Origin of the sequence: Haladaptatus sp. AB643, from assembly GCF_024136975.1 — an archaeon.
Lineage (GTDB): Archaea > Halobacteriota > Halobacteria > Halobacteriales > Haladaptataceae > Haladaptatus.
Window position 1 is genome coordinate 106,268 of the sequence record NZ_JAMYJW010000005.1, and the last position, 15,126, is coordinate 121,393.

Below are 15,126 nucleotides of genomic sequence, written 5' to 3' on the forward strand. Positions count from 1 at the left end.
AGGATTAAAATATAGAATATGTGCTCTGATACGAATGTCGTTCTCATATGTATCGACTGTTTACGGAGTGATTTCGTCCGCGACGATCACGCAGACACTCCCTTTTTGAACGAAACGCGTGACCGCGGGACGTTCTTCTCGAATATGCACTCGACGGCGACGACGACGACGCCGTGTGTGGCGAGTATCCTCACCGGAAATTATTCCGAAGGGAACGGGGTGAATTCCCACCACAACGTGAAACTCGATCCCGAACTCGACACGCTCGCGGAGAGTTTTGGATCCGAGGGCTACAACACGTACGCCATGGTAACTGGACCAATAGTCGAGGACACCGGCTTGGACCGCGGTTTCGATCGATTTTGGTACCGTGATAGGAACAGAAACCTGGTGAACGAGTGGAAACGAACTGCGATACAGCGTCTTGACCGTCTGTCAGAACCGTACTTTCTATACGTTCACCTGTGGGAACTGCACGGCCCGATCGAGGTTCCCGAACCGTACGATACGACGAAGTACGGACCGCTATCCGCTCCCCACGCGCAAAAATACTCGCGAATGCTTTCGGCGCTCGATCGAAGTCTCGAAGCGTTTTGTTCGGCGTTACCCGAAAATACGGCCGTTGCAATCACGGGAGATCACGGGGAACATCTCACCGGATGGGAGCGGCCCTTTTATAACTATATTCGCTACCTGCGAAACCATCTGCGATACGATCGCCGGATCGACCTGCGTCCCATCGAACGGGCGGTGAACCGTCTCCACGAAAGGGTCGTTCGACCACAGATCCCGGACCACTTCCTCGAAGCGGGGCACGGACACACCGTATTCGATGTCGAAACGAACGTGCCGCTTATACTCTCGTCCCCCGAGAGCGACGGTGAAACCGTGGATACGCTCGTCAGGCAGATAGACATCTTTCCCACCCTCCTGCAGCTAGCGGGAATATCGAACCCGGAAACCTCGGAAGGAAAACCCCTCCTCCCGTCAGCGGACATCGACGATAGGAATGCCTACATCAGAGCGTGTGGCCCACCGTACGTTCTCGGGCACAGTATCATGCGAGCGGTCCGAACTCGCGACTACAAGTACATCGAATATCCGGAACGGGACTGGTCGCCGGACCTTTACAGTTTGGACGATGACCCCGAGGAGCATCGTCCCGCTCACGACGACGAGACAGCGTCTCGGTTGGCCGAGAAAATGCCGGAAGACGAGTTACGAGACCGGGAAGACCTCGATGTCGATGATCTCCTTCGTGACCTCGGGTATCTCTGAACCGAATTCGAAACTCGTGGACGCCGATATACCGTATCACATCGCTACAGTTCGTCGTGTGTACGTTCGAAGATAAACCGGGTGAGAAAACCGCCCACACGCGAGGAGCGGAGGAGTATAGTCGGGAGATCAATCGGTGTATCCGAGTGCGCCGAGTTGTTCCTCTATCTCGTCCCGTTCTTCGCCGGTCAACGGATCGTCTACCGATTTCTCTCCGCCGCCGGACGCATCGGAGATCAAGGCCTCCAGAATACAATCTTTCACTTCGATAGTGCACTCCGGACGGGAAATATCCCCGCAAACCATACTGGTACCGACGAACGCGTGGTCCTTCCCATCGAGGCCGTAACCGTGATCGGACAACAGGAGGATACGATCCGGGTCGCACGTTTCGATGAACCAATTCAGTAGCGAGTCGATATACTCGTACGCGCGCCGAAATTCGGCGTTCCAAGCCATCGAATTGAGTCGTGGGGGTTGTAGCGTCGTCCCGAATAGGTCGTTGATGAACCCCGCAATCCGCTCGCCGATTCCGGTCGTATAGTACGGAAACGGCTTGCAACGATGCCCCATTATGTCCGTGATTTGTGTCCCGTAGAACAGTACATCGACGGGGTTCTCTTCGAGTATCGGACGGAGAACTTCCCGTCGCTTCCGCCTATCCGCTGCTATCCACGCTTCGACCGGCGCGATGGTTCCCCCTGCGTTCCGCGAGTCGTCCCCGCTGTTTACCAGGTGTTTGGCCTGGAGCGATTCGTAATCGTCCGGGAGATACTCGACGAGGGAAGGTGGGTCGACGATTCGATCCCTGTCACCTGTCGAGGGATATCCCGAAATCATCCACGACCCATCGTCGGTCTCGATGTGTGCCGGGTACGTATTGGCCATGAACGCGACGCCGACTCGACGACCAGCGTTCACGAGTTCCTCGAACACGGTTTCGTCGTAATAATCGGTGAAGACTGAGTCGCCCTGTACCCAGCCACCTTTCGTGAGACCGTGCTCTCGCTCGGTCTGCCCCGTATAGATAGTCAACCAGGCGGGGCCGGTGTGGGGGACCGATTGAAATCCCCTTCTGCTCGCCATTCCATCGAGTTCGCCCTCACCCGTGTCGGTGAGAGTCGATATCGTTTCCAATCTCCCTTTTTGGATCAGATACCGTGTGACACGAGGATCCAGACCGTCGGCACCGAGAACGAGTAAGTCCATCTGTTAGTATATCGTATCGACGGAGGAAATATTTATGCACTTATTGTTGAGAGATTACAGATCGGAGCGAGAGGAACGTCCCCGAACAACGGATTGAGCGAGGCGAACGCCGGATGGATTCCGACACGACGGAAATCGCCGACGTGTCTCAGAAATCGAGAAGGGAGAAGAACTCGTCGATGGAAATGTAATCGAGTTTTAGTATGACACCGAGATACAGCGAGTAGGTAATGGCACCGTACACGATAGCACCGGTGAGCGTCGTAATGCCCAGGTCACCGAACCGACCGATACCGACGATAAGGGCAAGCGAACAGACCGTCGTGACGACGAAGTCCCCCCTGATCGGAACCAATCCCAACTCTCGATAGAGGACGAACCCGTGTAACAGATCGAGGAGGAAGTAAGAGATCGTCGTCGCTACCGCCCCGCCGATGATCCCATAGCGGGGAATAAGCAGCGTATTCAAGGCCAGATTCAGTAGTAACACCACCAGATTGTTGTACAACAGTATTCTCGGTCGATTGATGGCCGGCATGATCGTTCCGTTCAAACCGAATATCACGTTGGAGAAAATGCCGACGGAGAGCACCACGAGTGTGATCGACATGGTTCCGAACTCCTTCCCGAACACGGCCAGGAGCAGTTTCGGGAAGCCGACGTTCCCGATCATTATCGGGAGACTCAGTATCACCAACCACTTCGTGACTTTTCGATATACATAGCAGATCTCCGAGATTCGGTCCTTTTCGTAGAGCCGCGCCATATTCGGCATGAACAACGACCCCGACGCGTTGAATACGATTCGAACGAACAGAGCGAGGGAGAACGCACCGGAATACAATCCGACGGCGCTTTCGTCTATGAAATAGCCGATCATCAACGTGTCCGCATTGTTCATCAGATACCAGACGCTTTTTGTGAACAATAGCGGTAACGAGAAGGTGACGAGGGGCCGGATCTTTTCGCTGTCGAATCGAATCCGGTGAAAGAGACCCCGAGCAGTATCGAAGTCGTCACGTAGAATGAAACCGACGGAAAGAACGGCCAGGGAACAGACCGACACGTAAACGAGGAGCATCGATCGTGCTAAAGACGCCTGTGAAAGCCCAAGGTAGGCTACAGCCCCAAATAGGACGATCTGAAATAGCTTGAACAAGATATCTTGGAGCACCGTTTTGAACGAGGAGTAGTTCCACGCCAAGGTAGCCGCGAGGGAAATCGAAAAGACCGTCGCAAACGGAAGTGACAGCCCCAAATAAAACACGAAGACGGAACCGCTAATGTTGTCGAAAAATAGCAGCGTGATCGGTTTCGAAAAGTAAGCCAAAGAACAACCAACCAAGAGCGAAAGTCCACAACCGATCACTAAGGACGCTACGTAGTACTCCACCTGATCCGCTTTCGTTTCTGCGATGGAAATGTAGCGTTTTACTCCCGAACTCATCCCCAACACGCAGAAAATCATCGCAAAGTCCATCACCGTGAGACCGAATCGCAGGCTACCGAATATCTTCGGACCGAACAATCGAGTGATGAGAATCGTAGAACCGATACCTAACGGAATGCCGACGAACTTTCCCAGAATAGTGACGAATGCCCCCCTGGAAATATGCGAGAAGACATTCTCCCCCTCAATTTTAACGTCTGCCATATTGATAGTAAATTAATGAACCGAGTTATTGCTGTGTTTACACCCTGTATCACTAAATAGTTTTCATACGATTTGTGCGGAAGACAACGGCGGAGCACGGACATTCTGTCGAACTGGACGACGGTGTTAGAGGACTCTACTTCGATTGATAGGCAGGGAGCAGCAATTTCCTTCGAGTTGATTCGAGCGTAGATCACTACGGAGGAACTTATTAATTTATCGAAGGGCAGAAGTTATTTTGCCATTGCCATCGCATAGCTCATGTGAACAATCGTACGTCAAAAGCGGTTCTTTATCTCTCGGTTATCCTGTCGTTTGGTTCGCTACTATTGGGTATTATTACCAGTTCTACCGCCCTGTATCCTTGGATGGGAATCTGTCTACTCCCTTTGGTGTTGTCGCTACTCGTCCCAACCGCATTCTACTCCAAGGATCGATACCTGATCGTCAGTTTCGCCGTCGTAATCGTTCTTGCCGTACTCTTCAGGGTGTACATTTACCGCTATCCTGCGAGTATGATCGGTCTCGACCCGGACGGCTATGCGTTCTGGGTCCAGGGGGTCATTAAAACAGGGTCTATCAACGCGGTGAGGGACAGTTTCTACTCCCAAGCACCGCTCTTCGAGATACTCCCTGCATCTGTCGGAATCATAGCAGGCGTAGATGCGCCAACGGCGATGGCGGTCTATCCGGCGTTGATCGGCGTGATTTTCCCGCTTACCGCGTTTCTCATCGTGAGAAACCTGGTCTCAGACCCATGGTCAAAGGTTGCTATCGTAGGAGCGACTATCGCGGGGTTTAGCAAGATTTCGACCGTACTATCGTATCAACCGATCGCTCAAACGTTGGGGGTTCTACAGTGGTGTCCCGTTCTCATTTTACTGATGATCTACATCAAAAGCAGGGATTCGAGAGCGCTCGCGATGGTCTTTCTCCTCTTTATTTCGTCCATTTTCACCCACAAACTCCCTCCAACACTGATCGTTGCCCTCTCCTTCGTGTTCGGAGCTCTGCTGCTCGCGGATACCGGAATTCGAAGACTTAGCTGGACGCTCCCGAAATATCGGACCGGTCAAAATGCCGTCTACCCGATGATAATTACGACGCTGATACTGTCGCTGATCTTGTACATACAGTATTTCCACGTCGGCGGGTTAGGACTGCGAATGATAAACAGGCTAATATTCGTCTTCCAGCCTGGATCCGACGCCGCGCTCTATACGCCATCCACGTCCTATCAGCACGCAATACAGGTTCAAAACACGCTCACCAGTCTCCTCCTTCGACGTGGGCATGGGTTCGTTCTCCTGCCACTCGGCGGAATCGCGGGGCTACTTCTATTGCTCGACGACAGGAGAAAGGAAACGATATTCGTCTTTTCCGTGATTGCAGTCACCAACCTCCTCATTATCGGCAGTCTCATCGATCCGTCCATCGGCGGAGTGGACAGAAGTTTGTACATGGCGGAGCCAGTGTTGGCTGCGCTCGCTTCGGTGTGTTTTCTACGAACACTTCCCGCTCTCGTCGGGTCGCGTCAAAAGAGACTACTGTTGAACTCCGTCGGTGTGATCCTAGTTGGCGTTATTATCGTCGCGCAAATCGCATCAGTGACGGTTGCCTTACCGGACAACTCCACGAATTATCGAACGTATTTGACGAGCAGCGAACTGACCGGGAAACGGTTCGCCAACGAGTACGTCAGCGGCGACGTTTCTACTGACTCGTACTACGCCTCGGAGGCCACGAGACGGTCGATATCTCAGCACCGCAAATACGAGTACGATCACTTACGACCGGAGTTCGTGTTCAACTCGAATATGAGTGCGTTAAATGATAGGTATATCCTATTTCGGCCGGGTGTCAAGTTGTATCGCTCACCCAACGGAATATATAGGATAACCTGGGATCCGAGTTCGAAGTTGGCACAGAAATTCAATACGATCCATTCCACCGGATATTCCACGATGTACGAAGCGGAAGAGAAACGAGCCTAAAAAACGAGCCGCCGATCATATCAGTTTCCCACTATTATACTCCATTCTTAAATATAATTTAATACATAAATTTATTAAATTCAGAAGGCGATCAGAAAGTATGAGAGTGCTCGTCACAGGCGGGGCTGGCTTTATCGGAGGTCACCTCGCAGAAACCATCACCGAGAGAGGTCACGATGTTACCGTTCTCGATAACCTCGAACCGTATTACGACCTCGGAATCAAGAAGCGTAACATCGAGATGGGTCGTAAAGCGGCGAGCGATGGGGACGGGGACTACGAGTTCATCGAGGGGAGCGTGAACGATACGGACTTGCTCGAAGAATTGACGACGAACATCGACGTACTCTACCACCAAGCCGCACAAGCGGGCGTCCGGACGAGCGTCGAACAGCCGAAGAAGGTGAACAGATACAACGTCGATGGAATGGTCAACGTGCTCGAAGCGGCCCGGAAAGCCGATGTCGAGCGAGTGGTCAACGCTTCATCGTCGTCCGTCTACGGCAAGCCGGACTATCTCCCGTACGACGAATCCCATCCCAACACGCCGATTTCTCCCTACGGTGTTTCCAAAGTCGCGGCCGAACACTACGTTCGCGTCTATCACGAGATTTACGGACTCCCGACCGTATCGCTCCGGTATTTCACCGTGTACGGCCCACGAATGCGTCCCAACATGGCCATTTCGAACTTCGTCTCCCGATGTCTCCGCGGTAAGTCGCCGATCATTTACGGTGACGGAGCCCAAACGAGGGATTTCACCTACGTTGCCGACGTCGTTCGTGCGAACGAGAAACTGCTTACCGACGACAGTGCCGACGGGGAAGTGATGAACATCGGTTCCACGGACAACATCGACATTCTCACGCTCGCCGAGGTAGTTCGCGACACCATCGACCCGAGCCTCGAAATCGAATTTACGGACCAATACGAGGGTGACGCCGAACACACCCACGCGGACGTTTCGAAAGCGAAGGAACGGATCGGCTACGAACCGACTCGTGACATTCGCGCGGGCGTCGAGGAGTTCATCGACTGGTATCGGACCAATCGGGATTGGTACGAACCGCTCGTCGTGAATTCCTGATCCGGATCCGCTGGGGTTTGAGACGTCGATACGAACTCCCACCCACATTTATATTCTCGTATAATGATGAAATATTATGGCGGATGGCATCTCGAACGTCGTCTCGAAACTCCCACGGCCAGTGATCAATGCACTGCAAAACACACCTGCCGATGACTGCTATCAGTACGTGAGATACAGGACACAGGATATACAACGAATTCCGCTGTCGAAGGACGACGCTACCGAAACGCTGTTCGTTCCGAAGCAATCCCACCTCTATCGAAAACTACGCCAAGGTGGAGTATATGAGCCACAGTTGACGAAGGCCATCACCGCCGAATTCGAAAACGGGGATACGTTTTATGACGTCGGGAGTCAGTACGGATACTTCACGACGTTGGCCAAGCTATGTGGCGTCCCGAGTCGTCGGATTCACGGCTTCGAGGCAAACGACTACCACCACCGCGTCCTACGCAAAACACACGCAACGGACGGGGTTTCCGTCGTGCACACATACGTCGGTGACGGGACGACGGATGGGATGCTTGCCCTGAAGGATTACGAGGGAATCGATCCGGATATCGTCAAAATCGACGTCGAGGGGTTCGAACACGACGTTCTACAGGGGATGGGCGATACACTCTCCAACGTCCGTTGTCTGTTCGTCGAAATCCATCCACAGTTTTTGGCGCGAAGGGGCGCAACTCCGGAAAAGGTGTTCAATCTATTGGACGACGAGGGATTCGATCTACGGGTTACCGAACATCGGGAGAGCAATCGTTGGGACCCGATTTCGGCGGCGGACCTCCCGGATGGTCGAACGTATTTGATCCGCGGTGATCGGTAGGGACGCCCCCGCAGTTCGTCCTTCGTTCCACGTGTGAGCGGGGGTATCGCGTAAACCGATCGTATTTCACAGCCTGTTCCGTACTTCCCGTCGAAGTTCCCCAACACCCGGTATCCCGGTAGCTACCCAAACGACGGTTGCGATGCCGAACAACACGAATTGGGACATCGTATACTGGTCCAACTCCAGCGTCGAAAAACGTTTTCTGATGGATCGATGAGGATGCGGGTATTCGGGCGACGGAAGGAAGGGCCAGAAGAGAAATGTGGTCCGCTTCAACTGACTCCGATCACCACTCAGAAGGCCGAGAACGACCCCCGGTTCGAGGTCGGCCAAGCTATGCGTGAGATACCCGACGCTGAAGGCGAACGCTTCCTCTTCACGACCACGACGTCGCCCGATCCAGCGAACGACCCCGATAACGACCGTCGCGGTACCGAGTGAGTGGGCGAGCGAGCGCCCGGTTGGAAGTATCCCCGCGTTCGACGCCAGTGGTTTGTCGACGAGGTCTGGAAATTGACTGCCAATCGCGACAGCCACCAGTGTGAGAAGCGTCTGTTCTCCCTCGTCACGTCCTTCGATCGAGGCGAGATAACAGAGATAGCTGAATCCGAGATGCCCCCAAGGCCACATTACGTCTAAATTTTCGGGGGAACGTTGTCACTCTTTCCATCAATAGAGAGTCATAAGATCGACGTCCATCATCACGACGACGGGCGGAGCGATTCCGAAACCCGAAAACGCGTCCGAAGACGGATCGTTTCAGATCTTTTTCCGGATCAGTTCACGAATCGACTCCTCGACGGAGTGTTTGACCTCCCAGCCGAGTTCATTGTGTGTCTTCGACGTATCGACGGCGAAATCGGGCGTGAGCGTCTCGCTGGAACGCGGGTTCTCGATGAGCACGACCTCCTTGTGGATGTCCGCTTCCGTCGACGCGATCTGCGCCACGAGTTTACCCACCTCTAGAACGCTCGGGTCTTCTCTACTCGCAATTTCGTACCGGCGAGTGCCGGTCTCACCGGCCGCGAGTTCGTTGAGCATCACCTCCGCGCTCCGAACGTACGCCCGAGCGACGTCCTTTACGTGTACGTAGTTGCGTGACTGGGTACCTGGTTCGTAGACGGTCAGCTGTTGGTCCGAGAACACCCAATTGACGAAGAGGTTGATCACGGTCCCCTTCGATATAGTCCGTCCATCGATCTCGTGTTCCCCGTACAGGTTGGACTTGAGGAAGAGATGGGCGGGGAACGCATCGGACGCCATGTCTTCGATCGTGTGCTCGCCGATGAGTTTCGTTCGTCCGTACCAATTCATCGGGTCGCGTGGAAGATCGGCGGTGATCGGGAACGATTCGGGGTCGCCGAGGACGGCCATGCTGAACGGGAAGATAAGCCCCGTACCGTTCTTCCGGCAGAACCACGCGACGTTTGCCGTCCCCCGGGTGTTGACGTCGTATGCGAGATCCCGGTCAGAATCACAGTCGTCGACGCCGCTGATCGCCGCGAGATGCATGACGATGTCTGCACCCTCAAGCGTCGATTCCAATCGGTTGCGATTCCGAATGTCGACGTGTTGTACGTCAACGTTACCGATCGTGTGGACGGTGCCCAGGTAGAAGTTGTCCAATGCGATGACGTTCCACTCGGGATGCGTCGCTTGAATTCGATTCACAACACGGCTACCGATGAATCCGGCAGCGCCAGTGACGGCAATCGTTGGAACGTCGGTCGTTTGTTCGCTTTGTCTCATTTTTGTCTTTTTACCGTTGTATTCGTCTCTCGAATTACTTCGGGATGGTCGAAACGTGCGTATCCGTGAACTGCCGCATGAGATCTCTGACGCCGTCTCGAACGGTCCATTCGGGTTCGAAGCCGGTACGGGAAACACGATCGAAGTTCACGTGATACGACGGACCGGGATGTTCGTCTTCGAGATAGGTGATATCGAACGCACCGTCGATCTCGTTGGAGATTATTTCGGCTATTTCGGATATTCGATAGTTCTCCTCATTCGCCCCGACGTTGTACACCACTTCCGACCAGTCGTCGGGGTTACAGGCAGCCTGTTTGAACGCCCGTGCGGCGTCGTTGACGTGGATAAACGGCCGCCAGTTCGTTCCATCACCGTACACGGTGAGGGGGCGGTCCGTCACGGCCCGAAAGACGAACCGATTGATGACGAGATTGAATCGAATCCCGGGTGCATACCCGTAATTGGTACTCATCCGGAGTGCCGTCCCTCGAAAATGTCCGTTCTCGACGTGATCGATGAGCAATTGTTCGCCCTTGTGTTTCGTCTCGGCGTACGGATTCAGGGGATTCGATTCGGTTTCCTCGGTGATTTCCGTATTGGTCGCCCGGCCGTAGTTATTACACGAAGAGGCGAACACGACGTTGCCGACGCCGAATTTTTCGGCCGCAGTCAGCACGTTCGTCGTTCCATCGAGGTTGACGGCGTACGTTTCGTCTCTGCGGTCGTGAGTGCTCGCTGCACCGGTGATTCCGGCCAGATGGATGACGGCATCGACGCCTCGCATTGCGTTTTCGACGTCACCGTACTTGCGGACGTCACCCCGACGAAAGACGATGTTAGTACCGTTATCGACGTAGGTTCCGAGGAGGCTTCTCGGCGACCCTGTAGAGAGGTCATCGAGGATGGAAACGGTGGTGACTGACGTATCTGCTTGGAGCATTGGGACGAGAACGCTGCCGATATATCCACAGCCACCTGTGACGAGAACGTGCATAGTGTCCTCAGTCTAGTTCGGCTGCAACTTTCCCTTCTTTCTCCATCCGTTCTTCGAGGACGCCAGGCAGGAACCGATCTTCGTGCGTCGAGATCACCTCTTCGTATTGACTGAGCGTTTCGAAGATGTCTCGGACACCCTCCTCGAACGATTGATCCTGCTCGTCGATGAGACCCAGATACCGTTCGTTTTCCATCTCCATCTTGTGGGTTTCGTCCTCGTCACGCGGGTTTTCGAAGTGTTCGACCGCAACGTCGTAATCGAACTCCTTGGCGACGTCCGCGATGGTGTTCGCGACTTCGACGATGCTGATCGGCCGCGTCATCTGATTGTACACGACATAGTCGTCCTCCCGGTCGGCGGGATTCATCAAGGCGAGTCGTGCGAGGCCCTCGACGGCGTCTTCGAGGCTGATGAACGGTTTTCTCTGTTCGCCTTTTCCGTAAACCGTCACGGGATAACCGGCGACTGCTTGAGCGGCAAAACGATGCGTAACCGTTCCGAAGTAGTAGTCGAAGTCGAATCGTGTTTTGAGATGGGTATCATCGACACGCGTCTCCTCGGTTTCGGTGCCATAGACGATCGACGTTCGGACGTCACTGATCGGGATTCCGAACTGCTTGTGTGCCAGACGCATGTTGGCTGCGTCGTGAGATTTAGTCAGGTGATACCAACTTCCGGCCATCGCAGGGAACGGAACGTCGTCGCGCTCTCCCTGATTTTCCATCGTGGCACCACCTTCGGGGATGGGGAATTCGGGGGAACCGTACACACCGGTCGTGGTCGTTTCGATGAAGTGGGTGTCGGTGAGTTCGTTTTCTTCCAGACCCCACAGTAAATTGCGTGTCGCCTGTAAGTTGTTGTGCTGCGTGTAATTCGCACGTTCGCCATTGATTTGCGAGTAGGGTGCAGAGGGTTGTGCGGCAGTGTGAACGATAGTATCCGGTTGGTGAACGGTCAGGAGTTGGTCGACGAAGGTTTTGTCCGTCAGGTCCCCTTCGACAAACGAGAGATTTTGGAGACCGAGGCGGGACTCTGCAGCACTTATTCGTTCGTCCACGGCTCGAACGGGAACCGCACTGGTACTACCGATTTCGTTGACCCATTCTCGTCGGCCGAAGTTATCGACGAGGACAACGCGGTCGTGAGTTCTGTCGGCGATTCGTAGTGCAGTCGGCCAACCGATGTATCCATCAGCACCAGTTATTAGTATCACCATGGTGTTCGATTAGATATTACCCACATAGTTAAAGTATTTTTTCCTAATTCTATGATCAATAACAAAATAAAACAGACAAATAATAATTGGTAACTGTCATAAGTTCACTACATTACAGCGGTATCTCGGCGCGGGCATTGGTCGATTAGATGATATAACAAACATCGACGGGCGTATTTAAAAGAGTATCGAGGCGGAAAATTCACTCGCTTTGCTTACTATCGTCTTCACGCTGGTCGGATAGATGTTCCCAAATTTCGACACAACCGATCCCATCCCCGATATCTTCGAGATGGTCATCATCACCATCATCTGTTTCTGTTTCGTTCTGGCTTCCCATTTATTGTTAACCATATACTGAATCTATTATAAGTATTCCGGGTAGAATCAAAGTATGTCGCAAGGCTCCGGCGGGAAACCATTATCCGGTGGCCGCGAGACCTGCCTGGTATGGGACTCTTCCAGGACGTACTATGCATCACGGGCATCAGACACGACTACGGCGACGTGCACGGAGGGATGAAGCGCTGTCGGAACTGCGGCAACGTCGAGGAGACCGAGTAGCCTGCAGAACGGCCAAGGCGACCATACACGTGACGCCATCGTGATCGTAGTCAACGTCGTCACCTCCTCGCGGTCGTCTGTCTCGTCGGCGAAAAGGGACGCGTTATTCGGTTGGAACTCATCCCGCTCGTCTACTACGCTGTCTTTACCGGCATCCTGAGTTTACTGTTCGTCTACCTCCTCTTCCCGGGAGTGTTCTGACACGGCCATTATATCATCGCACGTCCATATTTCATATATTCTAATTTGATACTTCGAAAAATATTTCAGTAGCTTTAATTTTATGATGTAGTCGCCGCGTTGGTTCCTTACGGTGGCAAACTGTCGTCCCAGTACGATATCAGACACGTAGCGGCAGTCATACTGGTCGTCTTTGGTGTCGGAACCCTGTTAACGACCATCAACTGGGAGAGAATCATCCCCCCTCGTCGGCTGATCGTTCGTCGAAGGAATCGTAGTCGTCGGATCCATCGTCGGTAGATCGAAGACGACCTCCGCCAGTTGGCGGTAGGCTTCGCGCTCCAGATCGGTATCGTGGCGGTGACTCACTTCTTCGTCCGGTTCGTCGGCGTCGCCATTCTCGAGAGGGTCGAGTTGATCGGTTCGATCCACGATCGTCTTCAGGTAGAACAGTTCGGTTCCGACGCGATAGACAACCACGTCCCCCCAGTTGCCGCTGCCGAAAATGAGACGATCCTCGCATCGATCTCGACATCGAAAACGTCGCAGTATTTTCGACGGGTGTGACGGACCGGGAAATGACAGCATTAAAACGTCTGATCACGTTCTGGTATCCAATTCACGGAGGGGAGAACGTGAGTTTGGAGGAGAGGATGTCACGGATTGGTGATAAGCGTGGGATGCAGTTATTGGGTGGCGGTTCGACTCAGTGGGATCGTTCACAAACCATGTGATGTGTTACTAATTGTCCCCCAAAGCCTATTAGCACACCCTTCATGTCCAGAGGACATGGAAAACTCGTCGTCGTTGCAACCGGAGCCATCGATACGAACGACAATCGCGGACACGGGGTCGATCACCGCTGCCGTGATAACGGCAGTTACTGAAGCGAACGGGAGGAAGCCTGCGACACCCCTCTACGAGGCGATCGACACCGATGCGCTCGAAGATCTGTATCAACATGGCTCACCGGAGGTGAGTTTCGAGTACATCGGCCAGCGCGTTACGATTCATTCCGATCGCACGGTTTCCGTTTCCGATTTGAGTACGTAAATCGGCCCAGTTACTGCAGACACGAGAAGCGGTACGTAGCTGCTGTTTTCCGACAAGCGAATGCAGACACACAGTCGGTACTAAAACACGATAGGATGTTCCCGTACCGGATTTTGTCTACACCCAGTCAATTGAATCAAACTGGCACATTCGACATGACACCGATTCCCTGACCATATGAGAAGAAGTAAATGTGATCAGTTCACCGCTTTCGATGGGTCATCCTCCTCGGCCTCGTCGTGTTCGGGTACATCGTCATCAGTCGTATTCTCGAAATTCTTCCCAAAGGGATGTTCTAAGTGGACTCGTGGTAGAACGTTCCGATGGTCGTGGTCACCGGTTTCGCTGCTATCGTCGTTCACCATCCCGTTGAGCGGGCACCCCTCCCATCATCGTCGGGTCGTGAATCGTGGACTTTCCCTCGAATGCACCCGGGGATAACGAGACGGATTATGGACCACAATACCGTCTTACGACGCCAAGGAAATCGATAGCGAGAGGTACTGTTTCGTGGAATTTCCCTTATACCACGGTCGACTCTCCGACAATAACATTACACAATTAGGACTGTAACACTATATCGGGACCTCCGATATCGAGTTGACGATGATGCAAATGACAGACAGTATTGTATAAATTTCTTCACACACACATATTTAGACAAATAACAGACATCTAATCCCCCAGACCTGAATTTCCAAGAATATGGCCGTAAAACACAAGATATCGGTCAGAGGTGAAAGGAATAAATCGTCACAATCGCGGTTCGAATGAGACATACAAATTATACATTTCGTTTAATGTATAATTTCCGTCTTATGACGTCTGTCCCCCGTTAACCCTGACTTCTATCTGTTGGGAGGTGATGCCGGATGACTAAATTAATATAATAAAGCTACCGCTATGAAGTATAGAAATATCTTATTACTATTAGTTCTTTCGGTCGATGTCCGGGAGCGTGTTGGACACCGAACACGTGTCACGAGCACATGACCCATTTCAGCTACGTGTTACATCCCGATATCGTTCCGACCTCCTCTCGGTAGAGAGGGCGATACCGGCCCTGTTCGATGCCGAACGAGATTTCGTTGCCTCACCAACTCGTCGTACGTACGGGGTTCCATCGAAATCGGACCGGACGGGAACAACTGTATCCCTACCGTCGTCCACGACCGTTTGGAGACGATGGAACATTCGGGAACTGGGCCAGAGGTGCCAACCAGTGTAGACGGGATCAGATCCCGACTGAAGATGGTTTTCGTGAACACCACGTTCGGGAAGACGATACGGACGGGACGTTTCGAGTGGCC

General features: G+C 53.2%; 13 protein-coding genes. 5 read left to right on the forward strand and 8 right to left on the reverse strand.

Annotated elements, in window-relative coordinates; all coding sequences use genetic code 11:
* Positions 1-18 precede the first annotated feature (18 nt).
* Entirely contained in the window at positions 19-1,278 is a 1,260-nt protein-coding gene (locus tag NKF25_RS11960; protein WP_253226894.1) for a sulfatase-like hydrolase/transferase, read from the forward strand.
* A gap of 129 nt (positions 1,279-1,407) precedes the next feature.
* Here NKF25_RS11960 and NKF25_RS11965 read toward each other — a convergent pair whose 3' ends face one another.
* On the reverse strand, positions 1,408-2,487 hold the full coding sequence (locus NKF25_RS11965; RefSeq protein WP_253226895.1) for an alkaline phosphatase family protein: 1,080 nt from the start codon (positions 2,485-2,487) through the stop codon (positions 1,408-1,410).
* Between the two features lie 148 nt (positions 2,488-2,635).
* A complete protein-coding gene (locus tag NKF25_RS11970; RefSeq protein ID WP_253226896.1) occupies positions 2,636-4,141 on the reverse strand; it encodes a flippase in 1,506 nt (501 codons plus the stop codon).
* 395 nt (positions 4,142-4,536) lie between these two features.
* Here NKF25_RS11970 and NKF25_RS11975 point away from each other — a divergent pair, with 395 nt between their 5' ends.
* The 3 genes from NKF25_RS11975 (at position 4,537) to NKF25_RS11985 (ending at position 8,051) form a co-directional block, all read left to right on the forward strand.
* Entirely contained in the window at positions 4,537-6,135 is a 1,599-nt protein-coding gene (locus NKF25_RS11975; protein WP_253226897.1) for a hypothetical protein, read from the forward strand.
* A gap of 100 nt (positions 6,136-6,235) precedes the next feature.
* Positions 6,236-7,222 (forward strand): GDP-mannose 4,6-dehydratase, encoded by a 987-nt coding sequence (locus NKF25_RS11980; RefSeq protein ID WP_253226898.1) that lies wholly within the window; start codon positions 6,236-6,238, stop codon positions 7,220-7,222.
* A 76-nt stretch (positions 7,223-7,298) separates the two neighbouring features.
* A complete protein-coding gene (locus NKF25_RS11985; RefSeq protein ID WP_253226899.1) occupies positions 7,299-8,051 on the forward strand; it encodes an FkbM family methyltransferase in 753 nt (250 codons plus the stop codon).
* A gap of 66 nt (positions 8,052-8,117) precedes the next feature.
* Here NKF25_RS11985 and NKF25_RS11990 read toward each other — a convergent pair whose 3' ends face one another.
* The 6 genes from NKF25_RS11990 to NKF25_RS12015 all read right to left on the reverse strand — a co-directional run bounded on the left by NKF25_RS11990 (position 8,118) and on the right by NKF25_RS12015 (position 13,243).
* Entirely contained in the window at positions 8,118-8,684 is a 567-nt protein-coding gene (locus NKF25_RS11990; RefSeq protein ID WP_253226900.1) for a metal-dependent hydrolase, read from the reverse strand.
* 129 nt (positions 8,685-8,813) lie between these two features.
* Complete coding sequence (locus NKF25_RS11995) at positions 8,814-9,803, reverse strand: NAD(P)-dependent oxidoreductase (protein WP_253226901.1); 990 nt, start codon at positions 9,801-9,803, stop codon at positions 8,814-8,816.
* 34 nt (positions 9,804-9,837) lie between these two features.
* Positions 9,838-10,800 (reverse strand): NAD(P)-dependent oxidoreductase, encoded by a 963-nt coding sequence (locus NKF25_RS12000; protein ID WP_253226902.1) that lies wholly within the window; start codon positions 10,798-10,800, stop codon positions 9,838-9,840.
* A 7-nt stretch (positions 10,801-10,807) separates the two neighbouring features.
* Positions 10,808-12,019 (reverse strand): NAD-dependent epimerase/dehydratase family protein, encoded by a 1,212-nt coding sequence (locus NKF25_RS12005; RefSeq protein ID WP_253226903.1) that lies wholly within the window; start codon positions 12,017-12,019, stop codon positions 10,808-10,810.
* Positions 12,020-12,221: 202 nt separating this feature from the next.
* Positions 12,222-12,359 (reverse strand): hypothetical protein, encoded by a 138-nt coding sequence (locus NKF25_RS12010; protein WP_253226904.1) that lies wholly within the window; start codon positions 12,357-12,359, stop codon positions 12,222-12,224.
* Positions 12,360-12,973: 614 nt separating this feature from the next.
* A complete protein-coding gene (locus NKF25_RS12015) occupies positions 12,974-13,243 on the reverse strand; it encodes a hypothetical protein (protein WP_253226905.1) in 270 nt (89 codons plus the stop codon).
* A gap of 309 nt (positions 13,244-13,552) precedes the next feature.
* Between NKF25_RS12015 and NKF25_RS12020 the strand changes: the two genes are divergently transcribed.
* Positions 13,553-13,816, forward strand: a complete 264-nt coding sequence (locus tag NKF25_RS12020) for a HalOD1 output domain-containing protein (protein WP_253226906.1) — start codon at positions 13,553-13,555, stop codon at positions 13,814-13,816.
* Positions 13,817-15,126 lie beyond the last annotated feature (1,310 nt).

Excerpts from the sequence above, each read along its gene's own strand:
- NKF25_RS11960 (WP_253226894.1), top strand. The coding sequence starts at position 19 with ATGTGCTCTGATACGAATGTCGTTCTCATATGTATCGACTGTTTACGG.
- NKF25_RS11965 (WP_253226895.1), bottom strand. The coding sequence starts at position 2,487 with ATGGACTTACTCGTTCTCGGTGCCGACGGTCTGGATCCTCGTGTCACA.
- NKF25_RS11970 (WP_253226896.1), bottom strand. The coding sequence starts at position 4,141 with ATGGCAGACGTTAAAATTGAGGGGGAGAATGTCTTCTCGCATATTTCC.
- NKF25_RS11980 (WP_253226898.1), top strand. The coding sequence starts at position 6,236 with ATGAGAGTGCTCGTCACAGGCGGGGCTGGCTTTATCGGAGGTCACCTC.
- NKF25_RS11985 (WP_253226899.1), top strand. The coding sequence starts at position 7,299 with ATGGCGGATGGCATCTCGAACGTCGTCTCGAAACTCCCACGGCCAGTG.
- NKF25_RS11990 (WP_253226900.1), bottom strand. The coding sequence starts at position 8,684 with ATGTGGCCTTGGGGGCATCTCGGATTCAGCTATCTCTGTTATCTCGCC.
- NKF25_RS11995 (WP_253226901.1), bottom strand. The coding sequence starts at position 9,803 with ATGAGACAAAGCGAACAAACGACCGACGTTCCAACGATTGCCGTCACT.
- NKF25_RS12000 (WP_253226902.1), bottom strand. The coding sequence starts at position 10,800 with ATGCACGTTCTCGTCACAGGTGGCTGTGGATATATCGGCAGCGTTCTC.
- NKF25_RS12005 (WP_253226903.1), bottom strand. The coding sequence starts at position 12,019 with ATGGTGATACTAATAACTGGTGCTGATGGATACATCGGTTGGCCGACT.
- NKF25_RS12010 (WP_253226904.1), bottom strand. The coding sequence starts at position 12,359 with ATGGGAAGCCAGAACGAAACAGAAACAGATGATGGTGATGATGACCAT.
- NKF25_RS12020 (WP_253226906.1), top strand. The coding sequence starts at position 13,553 with ATGGAAAACTCGTCGTCGTTGCAACCGGAGCCATCGATACGAACGACA.